The 22,562-nt window shown below is 34.4% G+C and carries 23 protein-coding genes; 22 read left to right on the top strand and 1 reads right to left on the bottom strand.

Annotated features, from left to right (window positions below; genetic code table 11):
• Positions 1-9: 9 nt before the first annotated feature.
• Positions 10-636: an N-acetylmuramoyl-L-alanine amidase family protein gene (locus BT151_RS01720; protein WP_072400001.1), complete on the bottom strand. Its 627-nt coding sequence runs from the start codon at positions 634-636 to the stop codon at positions 10-12.
• Positions 637-818: 182 nt separating this feature from the next.
• Between BT151_RS01720 and BT151_RS01715 the strand changes: the two genes are divergently transcribed.
• From BT151_RS01715 to BT151_RS01605, 22 genes are all read left to right on the top strand, one after another.
• The gene (locus BT151_RS01715; RefSeq protein ID WP_072400000.1) at positions 819-1,106 is read left to right on the top strand and encodes a hypothetical protein; all 288 of its coding nucleotides are present in this window, start codon (positions 819-821) and stop codon (positions 1,104-1,106) included.
• A gap of 353 nt (positions 1,107-1,459) precedes the next feature.
• Positions 1,460-3,850 carry a TraG family conjugative transposon ATPase gene (locus tag BT151_RS01705; protein ID WP_072399996.1) on the top strand — a complete coding sequence of 797 codons (2,391 nt, stop codon included), beginning with the start codon at positions 1,460-1,462 and terminating at the stop codon, positions 3,848-3,850.
• Between the two features lie 45 nt (positions 3,851-3,895).
• Positions 3,896-4,477: a TrbJ/VirB5 family protein gene (locus tag BT151_RS01700; RefSeq protein ID WP_072399994.1), complete on the top strand. Its 582-nt coding sequence runs from the start codon at positions 3,896-3,898 to the stop codon at positions 4,475-4,477.
• Positions 4,477-5,319: a hypothetical protein gene (locus tag BT151_RS01695; RefSeq protein ID WP_171946597.1), complete on the top strand. Its 843-nt coding sequence runs from the start codon at positions 4,477-4,479 to the stop codon at positions 5,317-5,319. Before BT151_RS01700 ends, BT151_RS01695 begins: the two co-directional genes overlap by 1 nt.
• 42 nt (positions 5,320-5,361) lie before the next feature.
• Positions 5,362-5,979, top strand: a complete 618-nt coding sequence (locus tag BT151_RS01690) for a conjugal transfer protein TraK (protein ID WP_072399990.1) — start codon at positions 5,362-5,364, stop codon at positions 5,977-5,979.
• 97 nt (positions 5,980-6,076) lie between these two features.
• Positions 6,077-6,934: a conjugative transposon protein TraM gene (gene traM / locus BT151_RS01685; protein WP_317041219.1), complete on the top strand. Its 858-nt coding sequence runs from the start codon at positions 6,077-6,079 to the stop codon at positions 6,932-6,934.
• A gap of 20 nt (positions 6,935-6,954) precedes the next feature.
• Positions 6,955-7,749, top strand: a complete 795-nt coding sequence (locus tag BT151_RS01680; protein ID WP_072399985.1) for a DUF4138 domain-containing protein — start codon at positions 6,955-6,957, stop codon at positions 7,747-7,749.
• A 354-nt stretch (positions 7,750-8,103) separates the two neighbouring features.
• Positions 8,104-8,880: a DeoR/GlpR family DNA-binding transcription regulator gene (locus BT151_RS01675; RefSeq protein ID WP_216231062.1), complete on the top strand. Its 777-nt coding sequence runs from the start codon at positions 8,104-8,106 to the stop codon at positions 8,878-8,880.
• A 104-nt stretch (positions 8,881-8,984) separates the two neighbouring features.
• Positions 8,985-10,400 (top strand): L-fucose/L-arabinose isomerase family protein, encoded by a 1,416-nt coding sequence (locus BT151_RS01670; protein ID WP_072399983.1) that lies wholly within the window; start codon positions 8,985-8,987, stop codon positions 10,398-10,400.
• A gap of 27 nt (positions 10,401-10,427) precedes the next feature.
• A complete protein-coding gene (locus BT151_RS01665) occupies positions 10,428-11,252 on the top strand; it encodes a transketolase (RefSeq protein ID WP_072399981.1) in 825 nt (274 codons plus the stop codon).
• Positions 11,253-11,258: 6 nt separating this feature from the next.
• Complete coding sequence (locus BT151_RS01660; protein WP_072399979.1) at positions 11,259-12,230, top strand: transketolase family protein; 972 nt, start codon at positions 11,259-11,261, stop codon at positions 12,228-12,230.
• Positions 12,231-12,242: 12 nt separating this feature from the next.
• Positions 12,243-13,205, top strand: coding sequence for a D-ribose ABC transporter substrate-binding protein (locus BT151_RS01655; RefSeq protein ID WP_072400959.1), 963 nt, complete (start codon positions 12,243-12,245; stop codon positions 13,203-13,205).
• Between the two features lie 6 nt (positions 13,206-13,211).
• On the top strand, positions 13,212-13,835 hold the full coding sequence (locus tag BT151_RS01650; protein WP_072399977.1) for a DUF2291 family protein: 624 nt from the start codon (positions 13,212-13,214) through the stop codon (positions 13,833-13,835).
• 4 nt (positions 13,836-13,839) lie between these two features.
• Positions 13,840-15,360, top strand: coding sequence for a sugar ABC transporter ATP-binding protein (locus tag BT151_RS01645; protein ID WP_072399975.1), 1,521 nt, complete (start codon positions 13,840-13,842; stop codon positions 15,358-15,360).
• A 135-nt stretch (positions 15,361-15,495) separates the two neighbouring features.
• Positions 15,496-16,389: an ABC transporter permease gene (locus BT151_RS01640; protein WP_216231059.1), complete on the top strand. Its 894-nt coding sequence runs from the start codon at positions 15,496-15,498 to the stop codon at positions 16,387-16,389.
• A 30-nt stretch (positions 16,390-16,419) separates the two neighbouring features.
• Positions 16,420-17,919, top strand: coding sequence for an FGGY family carbohydrate kinase (locus tag BT151_RS01635; protein WP_072399971.1), 1,500 nt, complete (start codon positions 16,420-16,422; stop codon positions 17,917-17,919).
• A gap of 59 nt (positions 17,920-17,978) precedes the next feature.
• A complete protein-coding gene (locus BT151_RS01630) occupies positions 17,979-18,569 on the top strand; it encodes a sigma factor-like helix-turn-helix DNA-binding protein (RefSeq protein ID WP_072399970.1) in 591 nt (196 codons plus the stop codon).
• Between the two features lie 49 nt (positions 18,570-18,618).
• Complete coding sequence (locus BT151_RS01625; RefSeq protein ID WP_072399969.1) at positions 18,619-19,518, top strand: sterol desaturase family protein; 900 nt, start codon at positions 18,619-18,621, stop codon at positions 19,516-19,518.
• A 13-nt stretch (positions 19,519-19,531) separates the two neighbouring features.
• Positions 19,532-20,674, top strand: a complete 1,143-nt coding sequence (locus BT151_RS01620) for a serine hydrolase domain-containing protein (RefSeq protein WP_072399967.1) — start codon at positions 19,532-19,534, stop codon at positions 20,672-20,674.
• 99 nt (positions 20,675-20,773) lie between these two features.
• Complete coding sequence (locus tag BT151_RS01615) at positions 20,774-21,343, top strand: Crp/Fnr family transcriptional regulator (protein ID WP_072399965.1); 570 nt, start codon at positions 20,774-20,776, stop codon at positions 21,341-21,343.
• A gap of 33 nt (positions 21,344-21,376) precedes the next feature.
• Complete coding sequence (locus BT151_RS01610; RefSeq protein WP_072399963.1) at positions 21,377-21,946, top strand: Crp/Fnr family transcriptional regulator; 570 nt, start codon at positions 21,377-21,379, stop codon at positions 21,944-21,946.
• An 83-nt stretch (positions 21,947-22,029) separates the two neighbouring features.
• Positions 22,030-22,482, top strand: a complete 453-nt coding sequence (locus BT151_RS01605) for a carboxymuconolactone decarboxylase family protein (RefSeq protein WP_072399961.1) — start codon at positions 22,030-22,032, stop codon at positions 22,480-22,482.
• The last annotated feature ends 80 nt before the right edge of the window (positions 22,483-22,562 follow it).

The raw sequence follows: 22,562 nt of genomic DNA, 5'->3' as shown, positions 1-22,562 counted from the left end.
AAAAAAATTTCATAATCCGGGTTTTAAATAATTTATAATTCCTATAAAAACAGCCAAAGCGATGGCCTTTATGTTTCTGGAGCTCAAAAAATAATAGGCTTCATCTTTGTTGGATACAAATCCCAGCTCAACAAGCACACTCGGGCAAAAAGCAACAGTTTCTCTCAGTACCTGAAAATTGGCGAACTTCACACCGCGTTTTTTTAACCCCAGCTTTCCAGTAGTTTCATTCAAAATGGACGTTCCCAAAACCCATGAGGTTTTGGATGCATGTATATAAACTTCCATGCCTTTTGATTGGGTTCGAGAAGCGTTACCATGCAGCGAGATAAATACATCAGCATCTAGGCTTTTGGCCAACCGGCTTCTATCCCTTAAAGATATTAAGGTGTCCTTATATCTCGTTAAATAGACATCATATGCATCTTCAAAAAGCGTTTTATTGAAATTCAAAATCTCTTTTGCAACTTGTATAGCAATATCCTTTTCTAGGATGCCATTTATGCCAATGGCACCGGAATCATTTCCACCATGGCCAGGATCGATGACGATGATTTTTTTCTGACCAAAAACCAGACATATTTTTAACATCAAAATCACAAAACTGACGTTTTTGAGCGTTTTTTTCCAATTCATTTTTAGGGTTGGGTTCCTCTTATTCTTCAAAATCCATAAAATTTAAAGCCTTTTAATGCCATTTAAAATCAAACAAAATCAAATAAAATTATTTTATAAAATATTGAAAATCAAGTATTTATATTCAAATATAACGTATTTTTCATATATCAAAAATGAAATAAAACTTAAACCATTTTAGTATGAAAAAATCACTTTATCTAACCGCTTTATTCGTTACGCTTTCAAATGCCTTATTTGCACAGATTGGAGGTATTGAAGATTCCGTAAACGATGTTTCCGACACCATCAGAACCATATTTCCCATCATTTTAGGAGTTATTTTCCTTATTGGATTTTTGTTCAACGCAGGTCATTTCTTTGGCGAGAATGCCGATTTAAAGAAAGGTATCACGCGCGTATTGGTATTTGTCCTCATAGCTGGTGCGGTCGTGGGCATCTTTACATATCTCATTACCATTGTAGTCTAGGTTGCTAAGTGGGATTTAGCCATTAAATAGTAAAGACCAGTGAAGACCTTTGAAGTATATAAAAACATTAGAAAGCGTGCGGTGATTATGGGCCTGCCCATAGCACTGTTCGCCCTAATGATGACCTCTGTGATTGGCTCGCTTTTAGTTATCATTTTTTCTTTTGGTTTTTCAGTGATCATTGGCGTGTTCATAATTAATATGACACTTTATGCAGGCTTAACGTATGTTACTAAAAACCGAGCCATCCTGCATTTTAAAAAGGTTTTTCCACATACCATCAGTAACAAAAAAGATACCCGATTGGATTATGAAAATTCATAAGAAAAGAAATCAAGACCTAGAATGAAAAAATGAACCTATCTGCTTATCATCCTATTATGGATATTCAAGGCCATATCGTATTTGCCAATAATGGCAATGTGGTATTGTGCTATAAAACAGAACTTCCAGAAATCTATAGTCTGTCTGAATCCGATTTTGAAGACCTTCATGGTGCGTGGTTTCAAGCCTTTAAATCATTACCTATAAGTACGATTATCCATAAACAGGATGTGTATCAAAAAGCCTCCTACGATGCCAAGAATATTCCCAATAGCAGTTTTTTAGAGAAGGCCACCCATGATTATTTTATGTCAAGGGAATTTATCAAACATGACGCATATTTGTTCTTTGTCTTGCCCCTGAATAGAGCACTGAACGCTTCCAAATTCACCAATCCATTCCGTAAGGTTGAAAAAGGAATTTATAAGAAACTAGATCACCATGTGAACGATTTCATAAACTCAGTCAATGATGCTGTATCCTTTATAAATAATAGTAGAAAAGTAACCCTCAGACCACTCAATGAGCATGAGATAATAGCAAATACCAATACCTATTTTAATGGTTTTAATCAAGGCTTTGATACCGATATACAGCTTAATAAATCAAGCATAGACATCGGAGAACACCATTTTGATGTATTGGCAATCAATAGTGAGGTCTGTTTTGGAGATGTGGTCCAGACCAGTAAAACCAACGATAAGTTTACCTCGGATGATTTTGTATTCCATCAAGGTTTTATGGATGGATTGGGATTGGGTCTCCATGAAAACCATATCGTCAACCAAATCATCTATTTGGATGATAAACATAAATGGCGAAAACTACTGGACAAAAAAATAGAGGAACTCAATAAGAGCTCCAATTTCGGAACCCAGAATAAAGTCATTCTAAGAAAGATTGAAGCCATTGTCGCCAAGATCAATCAGGATGATTCGTCGCGAATCATACGAGGACATCTCAATATCATTTTCTGGTGTCCAGAACCTGGTCAGCTAAACAATATAGCTTCTAAGATTAAGACCGAACTTAAGGAGCTTGACATGGTGCCTTATTATCCAAAGGGTGAAGAACGGAAGCACTATTTTTTGAATTCCTATTGTTGTTTTACCTCCAATTTTTCAAATGAAGATTTATATGTCACCGATTTAAAACATGCCATCTGTTTGTATATAAACAATACGAATTACAAATCAGATGAAACCGGCATCATCTTTAATGATAGGCAACATAATATCCCAGTATTGAAGGATGTTTGGGATGAGCGCAAAAAACGAATCAAAGCCCGAAACTTTGCCATATTTGCTCCAACTGGGGAAGGTAAATCCTTTTTGGCCAATAATATCCTGCGACAATATTTTGAGCAACAGGTTAGATTGGTCATCATTGATCTGGGAGGCTCCTATTCCAAGTTTGCAAAACTCTATCCAAACGACCATGTGATACTGCGTTATGAGCAAGGGAAGAACCTAGGAATTAATCCCTTTTTCATTTCAGATGTCGATGATTTAACACCGGAGCGACTGGAAGACTTAGCTGTTTTCCTGTTGGAACTTTTGGCAGAACAACAAGTGACCAAGGCTAGGGAAGTGGCCATTAAGAAAGTCCTTGGCTATTATTATGCTGCAAACTTGGGAAATCATTCATTGGAAAACCTATATGAGTTTGTAGATGGCAAAAAAGACACCCTCATTCAAGAGCTCAATATAGGTGAAGTTGATTTTAGCGTCTATAACTTTTTGCATATTCTATCGGAATATGTAGGTGATGGGCTGTATCATTTTTTATTCAGTGTGGGAGAAGATCAAACCTATAAGATAGAGGATAAGCGTTTGATTGTTTTTGAACTTGATGAAGTGAAGGACAACAAGGAATTACTTTCCGTGATGCTAAAGTTGATCAAGTCAGCCATTCAACGTACCATTTGGAGAAACAGGTCTGAACGGGGGATAATCTTATTCGATGAGTTTGCCAAACAGTTAAAATTCGGTAACGTATTGGAAAGTGTCGAATTCTATTACCAAGCCATTAGAAAGCAGAACGGTGCCATTGGAATTATTTTGCAATCCATCAACCAGCTGCCCAATAACACGACATCAGCCAGTATATTGGAGAACACCCAGGTTATCTATAGCCTGCGAAACGAGAAGGGGTATGAAGAGCTCCAAAAGCGATTGAGCCTATCAAGCCATGATCTGAACCAATTAAAATCCATCCGGAACAATCTTTCAGGAGAGCGAAAATACACGGAAATGTTTATCAAAATAGGTAAGGAAAGCAACATTTTTAGGTTGGAAGTGCCAAAAGAAGTCTATGCTGCCTACCTCACGGATGGAAAAGAAAGTGCTGACATCATGCAGCTCTTTGAAGAGCACAAGGACATGGAAAAAGCCATCAACATATTTATTAAGCAGTCATAGACTGCCATTATTATAAACAATTATTAATTCTTAAAAACAGATACCATGAAAAACAACATCAAGAAAACAATTTTATCCATAACCTTGCTCATACTTGTGAGTGCCACTGGCACTGGCCAGGGGATGCCGGTTTATGACAATACCAATTTTGTCAGTTTTACAAAGTCCTTGATAGAATCTGCGAAGCAAACCTCCCAATTGTTAAAGACCGTCCAGTTTTTAAAGGCCCAAAAGGAAAATATCGAAAAGGTCAATAATGTCATCAAACAGTTAAAAGCTGTCAATGAATTGGCAAAGAATAACCAACGCTTGTACGCTATTATACAAAAGGATTTAAGGGAGATTCTGAATTCGCCCTATATCAAATCCCATGAGGTTACAAGGGTCTCCAATGCCTTTAATGATATTGTAGAAAACTCCTTGGAAGGGCTTCATTATATCGATCGGATTTTATCGAACAATACCTTAAAAATGACCGATGCCGAACGTGCCGAAATTTTAAAGGATATGGAACTCAAATCGAAGGAGATGGTTGCGGAAATTGAATCCAAGACCAGACGCTACCATGAGATCATAGCCTTCAGGGAAATGCAGGATAAAGTCAATAACAGGGAAACGAATTACTGATGGCTACATTCTTTTTAGGAATCGGATTGGAATATGTGGATGCAGTATTCACCACCATTAAGAACAGTGATTTTTCGCAGTATACCATTACGGGCATGAAAACTCTGGCCATTCTGTTCTTTCTCATCAATATCCTAAAAAAGTATAATGAGGGCGTTGCCAATAATGATGGCTACACCTGGGGATTGACCCCAGTGGAACTTGCCAAGAATTTTGCTGTGGTCATTTTGGTAATTTTCTCAACGCAGGTTTTAAGTGTTTTTGATACCATATTGGTGGCCATAGAAACCCAATATCGAGACACGGCTCCAGCACTCCTCCCATTACAGATGCAAGATATTGATTTGGAGCAGGATGTGGGTGCTTTGGAAGCCGCCAAAAAAGCTATGGCGATGTTGTATGAAGCTCTGGTAACACCCTTGTATGGACTCAAGATAATAGCTTTTATTATGGGCATTTTTCTTTGGTTATTGGATCTGTTCATTTATCCCTTGTTTTTGGCAGAGCGTTATTTCCTGTTGGGCATTATGCAAGCCTTTTTTCCACTGGTCATTAGTTTGGCCGTATTTGAGAAGTTTAGGGCCTTGGCCTATAATTTTTTTAAGCTCTATGCAGGGGTCTATATGCTGGTGCCCGCCTTTTTCTTGGTCAATGTATTTGTCAATAACCTCTATACGGAGGTCAATACCAATTTTTGGTCCACGTTGTTTGGAACCGATTGGGGCAGTCAGTTTTTTGCACCCCTTATTCAATTCGGCTCTATAGGATTTATTGTGCTTTTAAAATTCAAGCTCTATCGCAGGGCAACATCCTTTGTCTTTAAGCTTTTTTCAGGAGGATAGGTAACTACGGCACATTTGATAATTAAAAAATAAAAATGAATTATGAAGACACCTTATAAGAATATTTATTATGTATTGAAGCTTAACCGTTTCATTGTATTAGCGGTTGTGATTGGCGCTTTATTGGCTTGTACGGTATCCGTTCTTTCAGTCATAAAACTTCATAAAGAAACAATCAATAAGGCGTTTGTTGTCAATACCGACGGCAAGGTGATTCCCTTGAAGCTGGTATCACAGCATGAAAACTTGGAAGTGGAAATATTGTCACATTTAGAATTGTTCCATACCTATTTCTATAATATAGATGCCAGTAATTACGAAAAGAACTTGGAGAAGGCCTTATGGTTAGGAAATAGTTCGGTAGATGGATTGTACAGACAAAAAAAGGCCGATGGGGTTTATAATCGCTTGTTGCAATATTCATTGGTGCAAAAAGTCCTAAGTGTCTCATCAAGCATTAATATTCAAAAAGAACCCTATGGGTTTGAAACCACAACTATTTTTGAGATCAATCGGGGTGCAATCATTGATACCTATCAATTGACAACTACTGGAGCCTTGATCTATGTGGATCGGAACTTTCCAAATAATACCCACGGGCTTTTGATTACCAACTTTTTTGAAAATAAATTAAAACGTGTAGAACCTAAAAGCCCATGAAGGGCTTTTTAAAACAAAACAAATGAAGATAGAGAAAAATAAGATCGTATTTGCATCTGTACTGATCTGTGTCATCCTTTTTATAGGGGCATATGCCATGTTGGTCATGGGAGATGAAGAAGAACCAACCATCGAGACCAACCAAATCCCCATTCCTGAATTAGGGGAAGGCCAAAAGGAATATGAGTCTAAATTGGAAGCATTGGATGCACTAAAGGAAGTCAGGGAAACCAATGCACCCAGTATTTATGACGAACGCCTATTGGATTCCACAGGCGTCTATGACCCTGATTTACTGGACAAGAAAAAGGTGCGAATTGTTGACAGTATTTATAATGAAGGTCGCATCAGTTATTCCAATAGGAATTTTACAGAACCAGATACTAAAATTAGACCTAAAGCAATCAAGAGGGATTCAATACCTAAAAAAAACAAACAGGAAAATCAAATAGACACCAAGGAGTTGGCTTTAGAGCACCGATTGTTTTTTGCTTCGAAACCCATGGAAAACGATAGGCTAAATTCTAAAAACACCGATAGCCTTATCTATGCCAGAGTGGATGGGACCCAAACAGTACAAACCAATTATCGTTTGCAGATGCGATTAATTAAAGCTACAAAAATTAACAATAGGATGTTGCCAAAAAACACACCTATTTATGGTTTTGTGAGTTTTAAACCTAACAGAACCATTATAAGAATAGAAAACATCAACCGTCAAACGGTTAAACTAAAAGCTTTTGATTTTCAAGATGGTAGTGAAGGGATTTACGTTGAGAATAGTTTTAGGGCTGAAGCTGGTCAAGAAGTTACCGGAGATATAGTCGATGATATCAATATAGCCGGAGTACCTCAAGTTGATGGTGTGAAAAAAATATTTCAAAGAAATAACCGAAACGTTAAGGTGACGGTAACTCATAATTACAAACTCATATTAAAAGCCGATAATCGGTAATAATCTAAAAACACATAAAAATGAAAGCATATATCATCATAACAGTTATAATTTTCTCAAATTATTTAAGAGCACAAAAACCTTTGGATACTATTTATGCCAACGAAAGTAAAAATGTCGCTTTGTTTTTTCCTGAATCGATTCGTCAAGGAATTACAGGTGCAAATCATTTTGTGTTTACCTATAACAGGGAAAAGGAGCAGTCCTTCGGATTATTACAGGCCACTCCAGGGATAGAAAGTAATTTGTTGGCCATAACCAAAAATGGAAAGATTTACTCCTATATATTGAAGTATAAAAAGCAGCTGGGAGAGCTCAATTATTTTATCACGGAGGAAGAAAGTATTGGCATGGAATATCCAACTACGATTGAACAAAGTCCAATTCTAAAATCACAAAGTTTACATAAAAATAGAGTTAAATATTTTCAAAAATTCAGTGGTTATTTATTGAAATCGAGAGATGTATCTATAGTTACCGATCGTAATAAAGGCTTGAAATTACAATTGCAAAAAATCACTTATAATGGGTCTGAAGTATATTTAGTGTTTGGTGTCAAGAACAATTCAGAAATTGATTTTGAGGTTGGATATTTAAAAGTTTTTAGAGTCAATGGAAATAATAGACGTAAAGCCTCTTATCAAAGACTGGAACAAGAAATTGTTTATGAACATAGCATGCCAAATGTTGTTGAAAAGGATAAATCAAATAGATTTGTAATTGTCTTTCCTAAATTTGTATTGGGAAAGAATGAGAAGTTGGAAATTGAGCTGCAGGAATTAAATGGCGATAGGAAACTGTTACTTAAGAATTGATAAAATTAAATCAAAATTTGTGCGAGCGTCTTTTTCAAGACATATTTTTGTTTAAATTTTTCACCATTAAAATTTAACCTTTTCCCATGTTTGGACTTAAAAAGTTCAAAGTATTCTTTATTAGTTGTTCTTTCCCTTTAAATATTTTACTGCAATCAAATTCAATGGGATTTGGAATCTTCTGTCTGAAAAAATAATAGTTTTTTATGGAAAATACAGTCCATTGGTATATCCTTGAGGCTCAAGGATGAATGAATAGAGAACATAATGTTGAAAATTTTATTTACGTTTATTTTCTTTTATTTGTGTTTATTTTCTTTTATTTGTAATGTAATAATTTAATAATTGTATTTTATGGCAATTCTACCTAATCAGAGACGTGAGAAAATTATAGAACTTTTAAAAGAAGATGGGTCAGCAAAGGTTGCTGATTTAGCTAAACTTTTTAAAGTAACCGAAGTAACTGTCAGGCAGGATTTAGAAAAATTAGAAAAACAAGGGCTAATAATTAGAGAGCATGGTGGTGCATTCATGAAAAATATTGAAGATCATGTTAAAAATTTTTCTATAGTACATCAAGAAAATCTCGATAAAAAAGAAACAATAGCGATTAAATGTCTTGAATTTATTGAAAGCGGGGACACCATTATTTTGGACTCGGGAAGTACTACAACCGAAATTGCAAAGAAGCTAAAGGGCTATAAAAATCTAACAGTTATTACCAATGCACTTAACATTGCTCTAATGCTTGGAGCAGAACCTGGAATCGAGGTCATCATGACAGGTGGTGAATTTAAACCTCCAACATTATCACTAACTGGTCAAAAAGCAGCAGATTTTTTTAAAGGGCTAAATGTTCAAAAACTATTCTTGGCGACTGCTGGAATTTCCTTGAAATCAGGACTTACATACCCAAGTATAAGCGATTTGGTAGTTAAAAAAGCCATGATTGAGGCTGCCGATATTACTTATTTAGTAGCCGACAGCACCAAAATTGGAAAAAGTGCCTTGGCAAGTTTGGGGGCTTTATCCTTAATAGATTTTATCATAACGGATTCAGGAATGGAGGAAAAAGACAAAAAAGTTTTTAAAAATCATGAAATCGAGGTGATTTTAGCGGAAAACCAATAAATCATATAAGATTGAATAACACTAAAAAGCACCATTTTCTTTCCATTAAAATCTATAGCTCTGCTTCAATTAATGAGAGAACTTTAAATCCACAATAAAGAACTATGTCAAAACCAACATTAAGTATTGGAATAATAATAGGAAACAGGGATTTTTTCCCAGATAGCTTGGTTGAAAAAGCAAGAACAGAAATCATTGATGTTTTTGCGAAATTAAATCTAAAACCTATTGTGTTGAAAACCATAGACACCAAACTTGGTGGTGTTGAAACATATAAAGAAGCACAAAAATGTGCCGAACTTTTCAAAAAGTATAGAGATGAATTAGCTGGAATTTTGGTTTTATTGCCAAATTTTGGAGATGAAAAAGGGGTAGCCGATACTTTAAAATTAGCAAATCTAAATGTTCCTGTTTTAATTCAAGCTTATCCAGACGAATTGTCTAAAATGAATGTGGTGAATCGTCGTGATTCTTGGTGTGGTAAAATTTCAGTTTGTAATAATCTGTATCAATATGGCATAAAATATACCTTAACAAGCAAGCATGTCTGCTTACCTTCAGATGAAATATTTCAAAAAGACTTAGTAAATTTTGTTGCTGTCTGTCGTGTTGTGAAAGGCCTAAGAAATGTTCGTATTGGAGCTGTTGGTGCCAGACCAGGAGCCTTTAATACGGTTCGTTATTCAGAAAAAATATTGCAAAGAAATGGTATTACCGTTACCACCATTGATTTATCAGAAATTTTAGGTAAAGCAAATAAACTTACTAAAGATGATACGTCTGTTAAACAACATTTAGATAAAATAAATACTTATGCACCAAAAGGTAAAACACCTAATGGCGCCATGATTCAAATGGCAAAATTGGATGTTGTTTTAAATGATTTTGTTGAAGAATATGCTCTAGATGCGACTGCTATTCAATGTTGGACCTCATTACAACAAAATTTTGGTTGTAATGTGTGTACAAGTATGAGTATCATGTCCGAAAATATGCTGCCGTCGGCTTGTGAAGTAGATGTTACAGGAACTTTAAGTATGTATGCTATGCAATTGGCTTCTGGGTCTCCTAGTGCCTTGGTAGATTGGAATAATAATTATGCTGAAGACCCTAATAAATGTGTTTTGTTCCATTGTGGCAACTGGGCAAAATCTTTTTTACCAGATATCGAAATTAGTAATGCACCAATTTTAGGCACTTCTGTTGGGGTTGAAAATACGTATGGAGCTTTGGATGGTCGTACACCTGCAATGCCACTTACTTACGGAAGAATAAGTACAGACGACCCTAAAGGTATTATAAAAGCTTATATAGGTGAAGGTGAATTAACGAATGATCCTTTAAAAACATTTGGAAATAGAGCTGTTGCACAAATCAGCAATTTAGAAGGCTTAATGAATTATGTATGCAAAAATGGTTTTGAGCATCATGTGGTTATGAATGCTTCTAAATCAGCTGCTATTCTTGAAGAAGCTTTAGGAAACTACATGGGTTGGGATATTTATTATCACAAAGGGTAATCGATTAAATTTTTTATAAATAGAAAAATGACGAAAAAAGAATTACAAATGAAATCGGTTTTTTTAAGGAAAAACCTTCTTAAATACATATATAAAGCAAAAGCGGGACATACAGGTGGAAGTTTATCGTGTGTTGACACTTTAAACGTGTTATATAATCGCGTTTTAAATGTAGAACCAAGCAATTTTAGAGACCCTTCTAGAGATAGGTATATTCAAAGTAAAGGGCATTGTGTAGAGGCCCTATTTGTAACATTAGCCGATAGGGGTTTTTTTCCTGAATCAGATTTGGAAACGCTTTGTCAATATCAATCCCATTACATTGGCCACCCAACAAAAAAAGTAAACGGTGTAGAACAAAACACAGGGGCTTTAGGCCATGGTTTATCTATTTGTGTTGGAGAAGCCATTGCGGCAAAATTAGACCATAAAACACATCGCGTTTTCACCTTATTGGGTGATGGAGAATTGCCAGAAGGTTCAAACTGGGAAGCATTCTTATCAGCATCCCATTATAAACTAGACAATTTATATGCGATTCTGGATAATAATAAACAACAAATTACAGGTTATAACAAAGAAGTTATGAATATAGATTCTATTAGAGAAAAATTAGAATCTTTTGGCTGGGCGGTTAAAGAAATAGATGGACATAATCTAGAAGAACTAGAAGGAGCACTAAATAATGGACCTTTTGAAACAGGTAAACCAAACTTTATCATTGCCCATACTATTAAAGGCAAAGGGGTTAGTTATATGGAAGGTGTTACAAAATGGCACCATGGCGTGCCAACTCCTGAGCAATACGAATTGGCACTTTCAGAATTAACAGAAGCAGAAGCATTAATCTAGTGAAGTATGGAATTAGATAAAATTGAGGAAAAGGATTTAAAAATGGGAAAAGCCAATCAGGAAGTTTTTTCTATAACACTTCAAGAATTAGCAGAAACCAATAAGGATATTATTGCCGTAACGAGTGATTCCCGTGGTTCTGGGAAATTAGTTCCTTTTGGACAAAAATATCCGAATCAAATAGTAGAAGTGGGAATAGCCGAACAGAATTTAGTTGGCGTTGCTGCCGGTCTAGCTTCCGCTGGGAAAAATGTTTTTGCAGTTTCACCGGCTTGTTTTCTTAGTGCTAGAGCATTGGAGCAAATCAAAAATGACGTTTGCTATTCAGACAATCCGGTAACCTTAGTAGGGATTAGTGCTGGCGTTAGTTATGGTGCCTTAGGGACAACACATCATAGTTTGCATGATTATGCCGTGCTTCGTGCAATTAACAATATTACCATTTTGGCACCTGCAGATAATTTTGAAACAGAACAAGCGGTGCGTTTAGCAGCTCAACATGATAAGCCGATTTATATGCGCTTTGGTAAAAAAACTATGCCGTTTTTAAATGAGAACAATAAAACGTTTGAGTTTGGAAAGGGTAGAGTGATTAGAGATGGTGATGACATAGCCATTATAGCAAGTGGAGAAACAGTGTATCCTGCTTGGCTCGCTGCCAAAAAACTGGAAGATGATCATGACATAAAAGCAACGGTTATAAGTATGCACACCATAAAACCGTTAGACTTAAACTTAATTGAAAACCTTGCTAAAAATGGCAGACCCATAATTATAGTTGAAGAGCATATGGTAACTGGTGGTTTGGGAGAAGCTTGTGCTTCCCATTTATTTCAACACGGATTTAAAAACCCGTTTCAAATCATTGGGATTCCAGATGAATATACGGTAACGGGTTCTCAAGTTGAAATTTTTAATCATTATGGCATTTCAAAAGAAGGTATTTACAAAACTTGTAAAAAAATGCTAAATATTTAAAAATTGGATTTTATGACCAAACCGACTAAACCATTCAGCCCACAAAATCTAATTCTTTTATTACTAACTCTGTTCTCCCTGTTTGGATGTAATGAAAAGAAGAAAGATGCATCAAAAAAAATAGCCGTTGTTATTTCAACTTTAAACAATCCATGGTTTGTAGTTTTAGGGGAGTCAGCCGCTGAGCGTGCCAGGGAATTAGGTTATGAAGCCACTATCTTTGATTCGCAAAATAATACATCTAAAGAAGCGGAACATTTTGAAAATTTAATTGCAGCTGGTTATAGTGCAGTATTATTTAATCCTACAGACTCTGAAGGTTCTGTATCCAATGTCAAACGTGCCAAGCGAGCTGGAGTCCCCGTTTTTTGTATGGATAGGGAAGTGAATTCCCTAGATGTGGCTACTTCACAAATTATTTCAGACAGTTTTTCTGGATGCGTAGCGCTAGGTGAATATTTTGTCAGGCAACTAAATAAGAAAGGTAAATATGTTGAACTTCTTGGTTTAGTCGGTGATAATAATACATGGAATAGATCTAAAGGATTTCATAGTGTTGTTGATCTTTTTCCAGATTTGAAAATGGTATCCCAACAAAGTGCCGATTTTGACAGAAGTAAGGCCATGGAAGTCTTAGAATCCATCATGCAATCAAACCCCGATTTAAATGCTGTTTTTTGTGGCAATGATGCCATGGCAATGGGTGCTTATCAAGCACTCGTAGCCGCTGGAAAAGAAAAGGATGTTATGGTATTTGGCTTTGATGGAGCCGATGATGTTATGAATGCTATTGCAGATAAAAAAATAAAAGCAACCGTGATGCAGTCTCCTAAAAAAATGGCTAGAACTGCGGCAGAATTAGCCGATGAATACATTAAAGGGAAACGTGATTTTAGTAAAAAAACACCACTGGCTGTTAGTCTTGTGACTCAGGAGAATATTAAGGAATTTGGTGACTACGACTCAAGAAACTAATTGAACATGAAACAAGTAATTAAATATATTGTTTTCGCATTATTAATAGGCCTTTCGCTTTACAATGCTGTTTACTTTGAATCTTTGGATGACCATAAGAGAGGACAGAATAAAGGCGTTTTTGATGTAAAAACACTAGCTATTGATTTTATGGCTTCTAAAACGGAAACGCTTCCGGCAATTAATGCTTCAGAATTTCTAGTAAATATTGCGGATGACATAACCGGTTACTGTAAAAATAACGGTAAAAAACTAGGTATTAGTGATAATTATAATTTTATAATTGAAGGTAACGCAACTGTTGCCACTATTGAAGACGAAAATATTTTATTAGTGCTAAATGATGACAAAGAACAGCATATACGAATAGCAACGGATTTTATTTTTGGAAATGCCATACGTGATGCGAGTGCGATTGCAGATATTGGTGATTTTCAAAACACTATGGACTTTAACAGTATTTCCGTTGAACTTAATAATATAGTTAGAGAAACTGTAGTCCCTTTATTGAAACAAAAAGTAGAGGAAGATGATGAGTTGTACTTTAAAGGAGCTGTTGAAGTTAACACTAAACACCCCGATTTGCAGCATCTAAAAGTAATTCCACTAATTATTAAATTCAAAAAATAAAAACGTGGAAAACCAACCAAACATAGTATTGCAAGCTAAGCATATAACAAAAAAATTTGGTGGTGTCATTGCTTTAAGCGACGTAAACTTAGCGGTTCATACAGGTAAGGTAAATGTCATTGTGGGAGAAAATGGTGCTGGCAAGTCTACTTTAATGAAAATTCTGTCCGGTGTTTATCCTGAATATGAAGGTCAGATTTTTGTAAATAATGAAGAGGTTAATTTTAGCAACCCAAAAGATGCCATGCAAAAAGGGATTGCTATTATTCACCAAGAATTAAATTTAATTCCTTATTTAAGTATTACCGAAAATATATTTTTGGGTAGAGAAATGCACAATGCGTTTGGAATCTTGGATTCTAAACAAATGAATAAAAAAACCAAAGAATTATTATCCCGTCTAGATTGTAATTTAAATCCTAAAACCCTTGTTTCTGAGCTCAGGGTGGGGGAACAGCAACTTATTGAAATTGCAAAAGCACTTTTGGAAGAGGCTAAATTGGTTATCATGGACGAACCAACTTCTGCAATTTCAGATACCGAAGTCGAGTCTCTTTTTAAAATTATTGCATCCCTAAAAAAGCAAAATGTTTCTATTCTTTATATCTCCCATAAGCTGGATGAACTTTTTTTAATTGCAGATCGATTTATTGGGCTTCGTGATGGAAAAATGGTAGGAACCATAGAAAATGCTAAAGAAGCAAAAAAGGATGACCTCATTCGAATAATGGTAGGAAGAGACATTAAAAATTTGTACAAAAAGGAAATGGTTTCGTTTGGAGAAGAAGTTCTTAGAGTAGAAAATATTTCACTCCCAAAAATAACCAGTAGATCTTCATATCTTATAAAAGACATCAATTTTAGTGTTAAAAAAGGAGAAGTATTAGGCGTATTTGGTTTGATGGGTGCTGGTAGAACTGAACTTTTGGAGGCGCTTTTTGGTATGCATTCCAAAATTATGAGCGGATCTATTTTTATTGAAAATAGACAAGTAAAAATTAAATCCGTAATGGACGCCATAAAAAATGGTATGGGATTGGTTCCTGAGGATCGAAAAGAAGATGGTTTGGTATTACAAATGGAGATATCAAAAAACATGAGTATGGCTAGTATTAACAATGTTGTAAAAAATGGGTTTTTAAGCACTAAATTAGAATCACTTTTATCTAAAAAATATATAGAAGCTCTTAAAATTAAAACACCTTCAGAAAAACAGCTTTCAAGAAATTTAAGTGGTGGTAACCAGCAAAAAGTAGTTTTATCCAAATGGCTTGCTACCACACCTAAAGTATTATTCTTAGATGAGCCCACAAGGGGGATAGATGTTAATGCAAAAAATGAAATTTACCATCTAATAAATGATTTAGCAAAAGACGGACTGGGAATTGTTGTTGTTTCATCAGAACTCCCTGAAATCATGGCTATTTCGGATCGGATTTTAGTACTGAGCGATTCGAGGATAACAGGAGAATTTAATCAAGAAAATGCCAACGAAGAAGCCATTATGAAATCGGCTATTATGTAGTAATTATAAAATAAATAACCAGCGAAAACAATCATCAAAAATAAGTAAGACTGTAAAATGACCGATGTAAAGAATACTTTAGTAAAATTTCAATCTATCATAGCGCTATTAGTGTTATGCATTGTTTTAACGATTATGTCTGATAAGTTTTTTACCATGGAAAATGGGTGGAATATTGCGAGGCAAATATCCATAAACGTATGTATATCAGTAGGTATGACCTTGGTTATATTAACAAAAGGTATTGATTTATCGGTGGGATCTATTCTTGCATTTAGTGGAGCTGTTGCTGCTGGACTCCTAAAATTTGGTTTAGAAATTCCCAGTATAAATACCTATATTGGTTTTACGGTATTAGGCGCGATACTCACTGGATTAACAGTTGGTGGGGCTTTGGGCGTTTTTAACGGTTGGATGATTACACGTTTTAAAGTTCCTCCGTTCGTGGCTACTTTAGCGATGCTCACTATTGCCAGAGGTGCTACTATGTTATGGACAGGTGGTTTTCCAATAACTGGCTTGGGTGAAAATTTTGATTTTATTGGGACAGGTTGGTTTTTAGGTATACCAATGCCTGTTTGGATAACAGTAGTTTTAGTGGTAATTGCTGTTGTTGTTACCAAGAAAACACAATTTGGAAGACATATTTATGCCATTGGTGGTAATGAAAGCGCAGCCAGATTATCGGGTATCAACATTAATAAAATAAAAATTTGGGTATATGCCATTGCAGGAATTTTAGCTGCCGTTGGAGGCATCATATTAACATCCCGGTTAGATTCAGCGCAGCCAAATGCGGGCATGAGTTATGAACTAGATTCGATAGCAGCGGTGGTTATTGGTGGCACATCGTTATCTGGCGGAAGAGGATCCATCATGGGTACGGTTCAAGGGGCTCTCATCATTGGTGTATTAAACAGTGGATTGGTATTATTAAACGTGTCTCCTTTTTGGCAACAGATCATTAAAGGCTTAGTGATATTAGTTGCAGTAATTATGGATAGATTAAATCATCCGAACGATGACTAGTCCTTAAAATTTTCAGATTCAAAAACTATAATGTCAAAATCATATATCTTATCGATCGATCAAGGAACGAGTGGAACCAAAGCCATTATTTTTGATGAGTTTGGAAAAGTAGTAGTTAAAACTACTGAACCGTTAAAATCCTACTATCCTAAATCGGGTTTCGTTGAACAAGATCCACAAGAGATTTATCAATCAGTGACACATGCTGTAAAGAGTTGCATTACAAAATTCAATGATGAATTTCCAGGAGAGGAACAGAACATTGTATCTTGTGGTATTTCTAATCAAAGGGAAACGTTTGTTTTATGGGATAAGAATGGGGCTCCATTGCACAATGCTATAGTCTGGCAATGCAAACGCTCAGCCAAAGTTTGTGAACGTTTAAAAGAAAGTAACTTAGAAAGTGAAATAAGTGGGAGTACAGGATTAACCATAGATCCATATTTTTCAGCGACCAAAGTCATGTGGCTTAATGAAAATAATGAAAAGGTAAAAAACACAATTGATAAGGGTGAGGCTTACTTTGGAACTGTTGACACTTGGTTGCTTTACAAACTTACAGAGGGGAAAAGTTTTAAAACAGACTATACAAATGCCTCCCGAACCTTATTTTATAATATTTATAATTTAGAATGGGATGCATCGCTTTTAAAAGCATTTAATATTGAGAAATTAATTCTTCCAGAAGTTACGTTTTCTTCAGATCATTTTGGAGATTCTACGTTCGAAGGCGTTTTTAAAAAGTCACTTCCTATTACAGGTATCATTGGTGACTCTCAAGCGGCATTTTTTGGAGAAGAATGTTTTGCAAATGGTATGGCTAAAGCTACTCTAGGTACGGGATCTTCTATTTTATGGATTGCTGAAAAAGTTTCGAAGCCAACCGGGAATGGCATGTTAACTACCATTGGTTGGAGTATTGAAGGTCAAGTGAATTATGCTTTGGAAGGTGTTATAGTGAGTTGTGGTTCTACGATTGAATGGTTAAAAAATCAGTTAGGTGTTTTTACGTCTTACCAAGATATTGAACCAATGACCACCTCGTTAAAAACTAATGAAGGGGTTTATTTGATTCCTGCCTTTAGCGGCATGGGAGCACCATATTGGCAAAAAGATTGGAAAGCATCTATTCACGGATTGACTTTTGGAACAAGCAAGGAGCATTTGGTTAGAGCTGCTTTGGAATCAATTGCGTTTCAAATAAAAGATGTGATTAATTCTATTGAAAAAGAAACCAATACATCTTTAAGAGAGTTGAAAGTTAATGGGGGTATTACAGTCAATGAATTTTTGATGCAATTTATCGCTGATTTATTAAAAGCGCCCATAACCAATATAGGTATTACCGATGTTTCTGCTTGGGGAGCTGCTTTAATTTCCGGATTGGGAGCAAAGCTTTGGAGAGATTTGGAGGATTTACCCAAATTACCAAAGGCAATGATTAAAAGATATGTACCAAATAATCATCAAGAAAATGTTGATGAGTCCTATAGAAATTGGGTAAAACTTATTAAAAACAAAAAAAGCTAATCTCTTGGGGTTTTTATTTAGGATCAAGTTTATATTTTTAACTATTATTTAATTCAGATATGGAAACACAGTTAACGGCTTTTGATGAAATATGGAAAAACCACAAAGCATATCTTTTTAATTTTATTAAAACAAAGATTGATGATCAATATGTCGCGGACGATATTTTACAAGAAGTGAGTATAAAACTAAATGACAGTTTAATTAGAAATGTTGAAATAAAGAATTATAAAGCGTGGCTTTTTCAGGTAACAAGAAATACAATTGCTGATTATTATCGAAGCCATAAAATGAATACTATATCCAAAGTAAATGAGGTTGTTTCTGATGATAATTCAAGGGCTTGCATATGCGATTTATCAGGTTTTGTAATTAAAGAATACCTTCCTGAAAAATATGGCAAACCACTCTATTTAAGTGATATTGAGCAAATACCACAGCAAGAAATAGCCGAGACTTTAAATTTAAGCTTGAGTGCAACAAAATCGAGAATACAAAGAGGGCGAGCTAAATTAAAAGACATGGTTTCTGAATGTATTAGTATATCATACAATAACAGAGGGCAAATTTCAGATTTCCATTTAAAAAAGGGTTGTGAACTACCTCAAGAATTAAAAAATGAAATGGATAGAATAAATTTATTTCCATAATCTTGCATCTTTTTACTTTCATCTTACGACTATAGGGTAAAGTAAAAAAATGAAACAAAAAATCACATCTTTAATTGCTGTTCCGTTAGTGTTGGTTTTAGCGGGTATGATAAGTTATTTAACAATCCTTAATGATTGGAGTTTTGAAATAATATCATTTTCAATTTTCTTATTCACCCTTGGTTACATTCTATTTTTAGAAAATACAATTCCTTTAAAACAATCATGGAAACCTGAAAAGAAATTACTTTGGGCAGATATTAAACACTTTATTTTTTCAACAGCAATATTTGATGCTTTAGGGAAAATGGCTGCTTTGGCTTTGGTTATTTATATTCAAAAGCACTTCTTTACTACTGCCAGTTTTTGGGACTCGCTTCCGTTTATTGCAACATATGCAATTGCAAATCTGGTAGGCGAATTTTTTCCTTATGTATACCATAGATTGAGCCACAAGGGAAATACTAACTCTTATTTGAGTCTTTTTTTATGGAAAATTCATTCCATACATCACCTGCCAACTAGCTTAAACTGGTTTAAAACAAACTGGATTCATCCTATAAATATGTTCTTGAATACGCTATTAAAAATAACACCCATTATGCTTTTAGGATTTAGTAAAGAAATCATTTTTTTAGTTGGCATTACGCACGTTGTGGTTGCCTATATTTCTCACGCTAATATTCAAACAAAGAAAAGTTTTTTGGATTATATAATAGTTACACCACAGGTGCATCATTTTCATCATAGCATAAAGATGGAGGAAGCAAAGAATTTTGGCAATATATTTCCGTTTTGGGATTTATTATTTGGCACCTATTATAACAGAAAAGGCTCTGTGGAAAAAGTTGGGGTTATAAAAGGCCCTGAAACTAATTACCCAAAAGACAGAGCATATTTTAAGCAACTAACATTTCCTGTAACTACTTCAAAGGATTGTTGTAAATAAGAATACTATAAAAATGAAAAAATATCAAATAAAGACAATAGTAGTCACTACAATTTTTATATTAAGCCTTTTATCTTCTTGTCAAGTAGGAAGGTTTGTTTGGTACAACTATGCAAACATTACGGACTATAAAATATTTCCGTCAAGAACAGTTCATAAAAGCACCGTTCCCTTTACATTCTATCAATCTGCAACTGGAAATACACCTAAAAAAATTATAGCAAAAAACAGTTTAGATCACAATCAGGTTTTTGATTTTGACACGTATTTAGAAGAGAGTAAAACGGTGGCTTTTTTAGTAATACAGAATGACACAATTAAATATGAAAACTATTTTAATAAATACAATCAATCCTCTGTATCTTCTTCTTTTTCAATGGCAAAATCTATTCTATCTATTTTAATAGGAATAGCGATTGATGACGGATTAATAAAATCCGTTAACGAACCCATTACAAACTATATTCCCGAACTGAAAAAAAATGGTTTCGATAAGGTAACCATTGAACATTTACTACAAATGACTTCAGGGTTAGATTTTGACGAAAGTTATATCAGTCCTTTTAGTGAAGCATCAAGTTACTACTATGGAACAAACATTAGAAATGCTATTTCTAAATTGAAACTAAAAAATGAGCCAGGGCAAGAGTTTGAATACACAAGCGGAAGCCCACAAATACTAGGATTAATTTTAGAACGTGTGATTAATGGAAAAACAGTAACCCAATATTTAGAAGAAAAACTATGGATTCCTTTAGGCATGGAATATGAAGCCAGTTGGAGTTTAGATAGAAAGAAAAATGGTATAGAAAAAACCTTTTGTTGTATTAATGCCAGAGCTAGGGATTTTGCTAAAATTGGAAGATTATACTTAAACAAAGGACATTGGGATAACAAACAAATAGTTTCAGAGGCATGGGTGAAAAAATCCACTAAAATTGAAAGCTTAAATGGAAGTGCACCTTATTATCAATACCAATGGTGGATTCCAAATAAAAATTCATTTATGGCAGAAGGACATTTAGGACAATTTATTTATGTAAATCCATTAAAAAAAATAATAATTGTTCGATTAGGAGAAAAGCACGGAGGTGTTGTATGGTGGTCAATATTTGATAGGTTAAGTAAAAACTTAGGCCAAGAGTTATTGCATTAACTTAAGTCAACTATACACCATCGAAAACATTGTCTTATAACATTGTTTTAAAGGTATTAAGAGTATACTTTTGTTTATATTTACTAATAAACGGTTTCAGTGTATATAGAATTAGAATCTTATTTAAATAAGCATGGAGATGTTAACGAAGAGATCCTTAAAAAAATAACAGCTCGTTTCAAAACATTAAAAACAGTTAGAAATGAAATGTTATGCAATATCGGTCAAGTCTGCAGACACTTCTATTTTATTAAAAAAGGCTGTTTAAGACTATATGAAATTGACGACAAAGGAAATGAAATAACAGGTTTCTTTGCATTAGAAGACAGCATAATTTCTGCAAATACCAGTTTTATTCTTCAAAAACCATCAAGAGATTGCCTGGTTTCATTAGAGCCTTCAGAACTTTTGGTAATCACTAGAGACGATTTTTTCAATTTAGTTGATACTGTACCGCAATTTGCTTCGGTTTATCATAAGTTTATCGAGTTTGCATTCATTCACTCGCAAATGCGCATCTATAGTTTTTTGGGAATGGAAGGTATCGACAAGCTTAAATGGGTCATGGAACACGAACCTAAACTACTCTCCCGTATTTCCAGTAAGGCAGTTGCTTCCTATCTTGGTATGACCAATTCTACCTTAAGTAAATTAAGAGCTAAACTTTAAAACGTTGTCAATAATAAAAGAACAAATCATTTAATGAAACAACAAATCAAAAAATATTTCAATCGATATGTTGAATTTAGTGATGCTGAAATAAATGAAATTTATTCGAAATTAACAGCCAGAACATATAAAAAGAAAGAGTTCATTCTTTGTGAGGGGCAGATATGTAAGAGTAATTATTTCATTATAAATGGGCTGGTTCGTTCTTTCTACATTGACAACAAGGGAAATGAAAAAATAACACAATTTGCTCTCGAAAACTGGTGGATCACAAACATGGAAAGTTTTGCTAATAAAACACCTTCACTTTCATCTATTCAAGCACTTGAAAAAACTCAAGTATTATTAATTAATAAAAAGGAATTGGAAAAATTATACTTGTCCATGCCTAAACTCGAAAGACTATTTAGAATTATCACAGAAAAAATGCTTATTGCTAGTCAGCGAAGAAGCGATATCTATTTACAGATGACAAGTAAAGATAGATATAATGATTTAATAAAACATTTCCCTGGTTTTAGTCAAAGAGTACCACAATATATGATTGCATCATATTTAGAAATAACACCAGAATATTTAAGTGAATTAAGAAAAACTAAATAATTTTTACTTCTTAAGATACCTTAAGCTTTATAATATTACTACACGATAAATTTGCTTCATAAATTAATTAAAACAATAAAATCATGGAGCGAATTACATTTGGTCAAATTCCAAAAGGAATGGTTGAACGGTTAATGGCAATAGAGAATTACATTAACGAATCAACATTAGATTTACAACTTTTAGAGCTTATGCGTTTAAGAGTGGCACAAATTAATAAATGTGCTTACTGTATTGATATGCACTATAAAGAGCTGAAGCATACTGGAGAAACAGAATTACGTATGTCTACATTAAGTGTATGGAATGAAACTTCGTTTTTTACTGAAAAAGAAAAAGCTGTTCTTCTATTTACGGAAGCATTGACAGAAATAAGTAAAAAAGAAGTTTCAGCAGAAATTTTTAAATCACTAACTAAATTCTTTACAACAGAAGAAATTTGCAATTTAACATTTGCTATCTCTCAACTAAATACTTGGACAAGATTGGTTAGAACCTTCAAATTTACAGCTGGCAATTATCAAGTAAATGAATAATAGCAGGTTAAAGAGGATTCCTTACATCAGAAATCATTGTCCTATGACAACTTTTACGCGCTTTTAAAATTACAATTTTG

Origin of the sequence: Flaviramulus basaltis (assembly GCF_900114265.1) — a bacterium.
Classification (GTDB): Bacteria; Bacteroidota; Bacteroidia; order Flavobacteriales; family Flavobacteriaceae; genus Flaviramulus; species Flaviramulus basaltis.
This window is presented reverse-complemented; position numbering and strand designations above follow the sequence as displayed.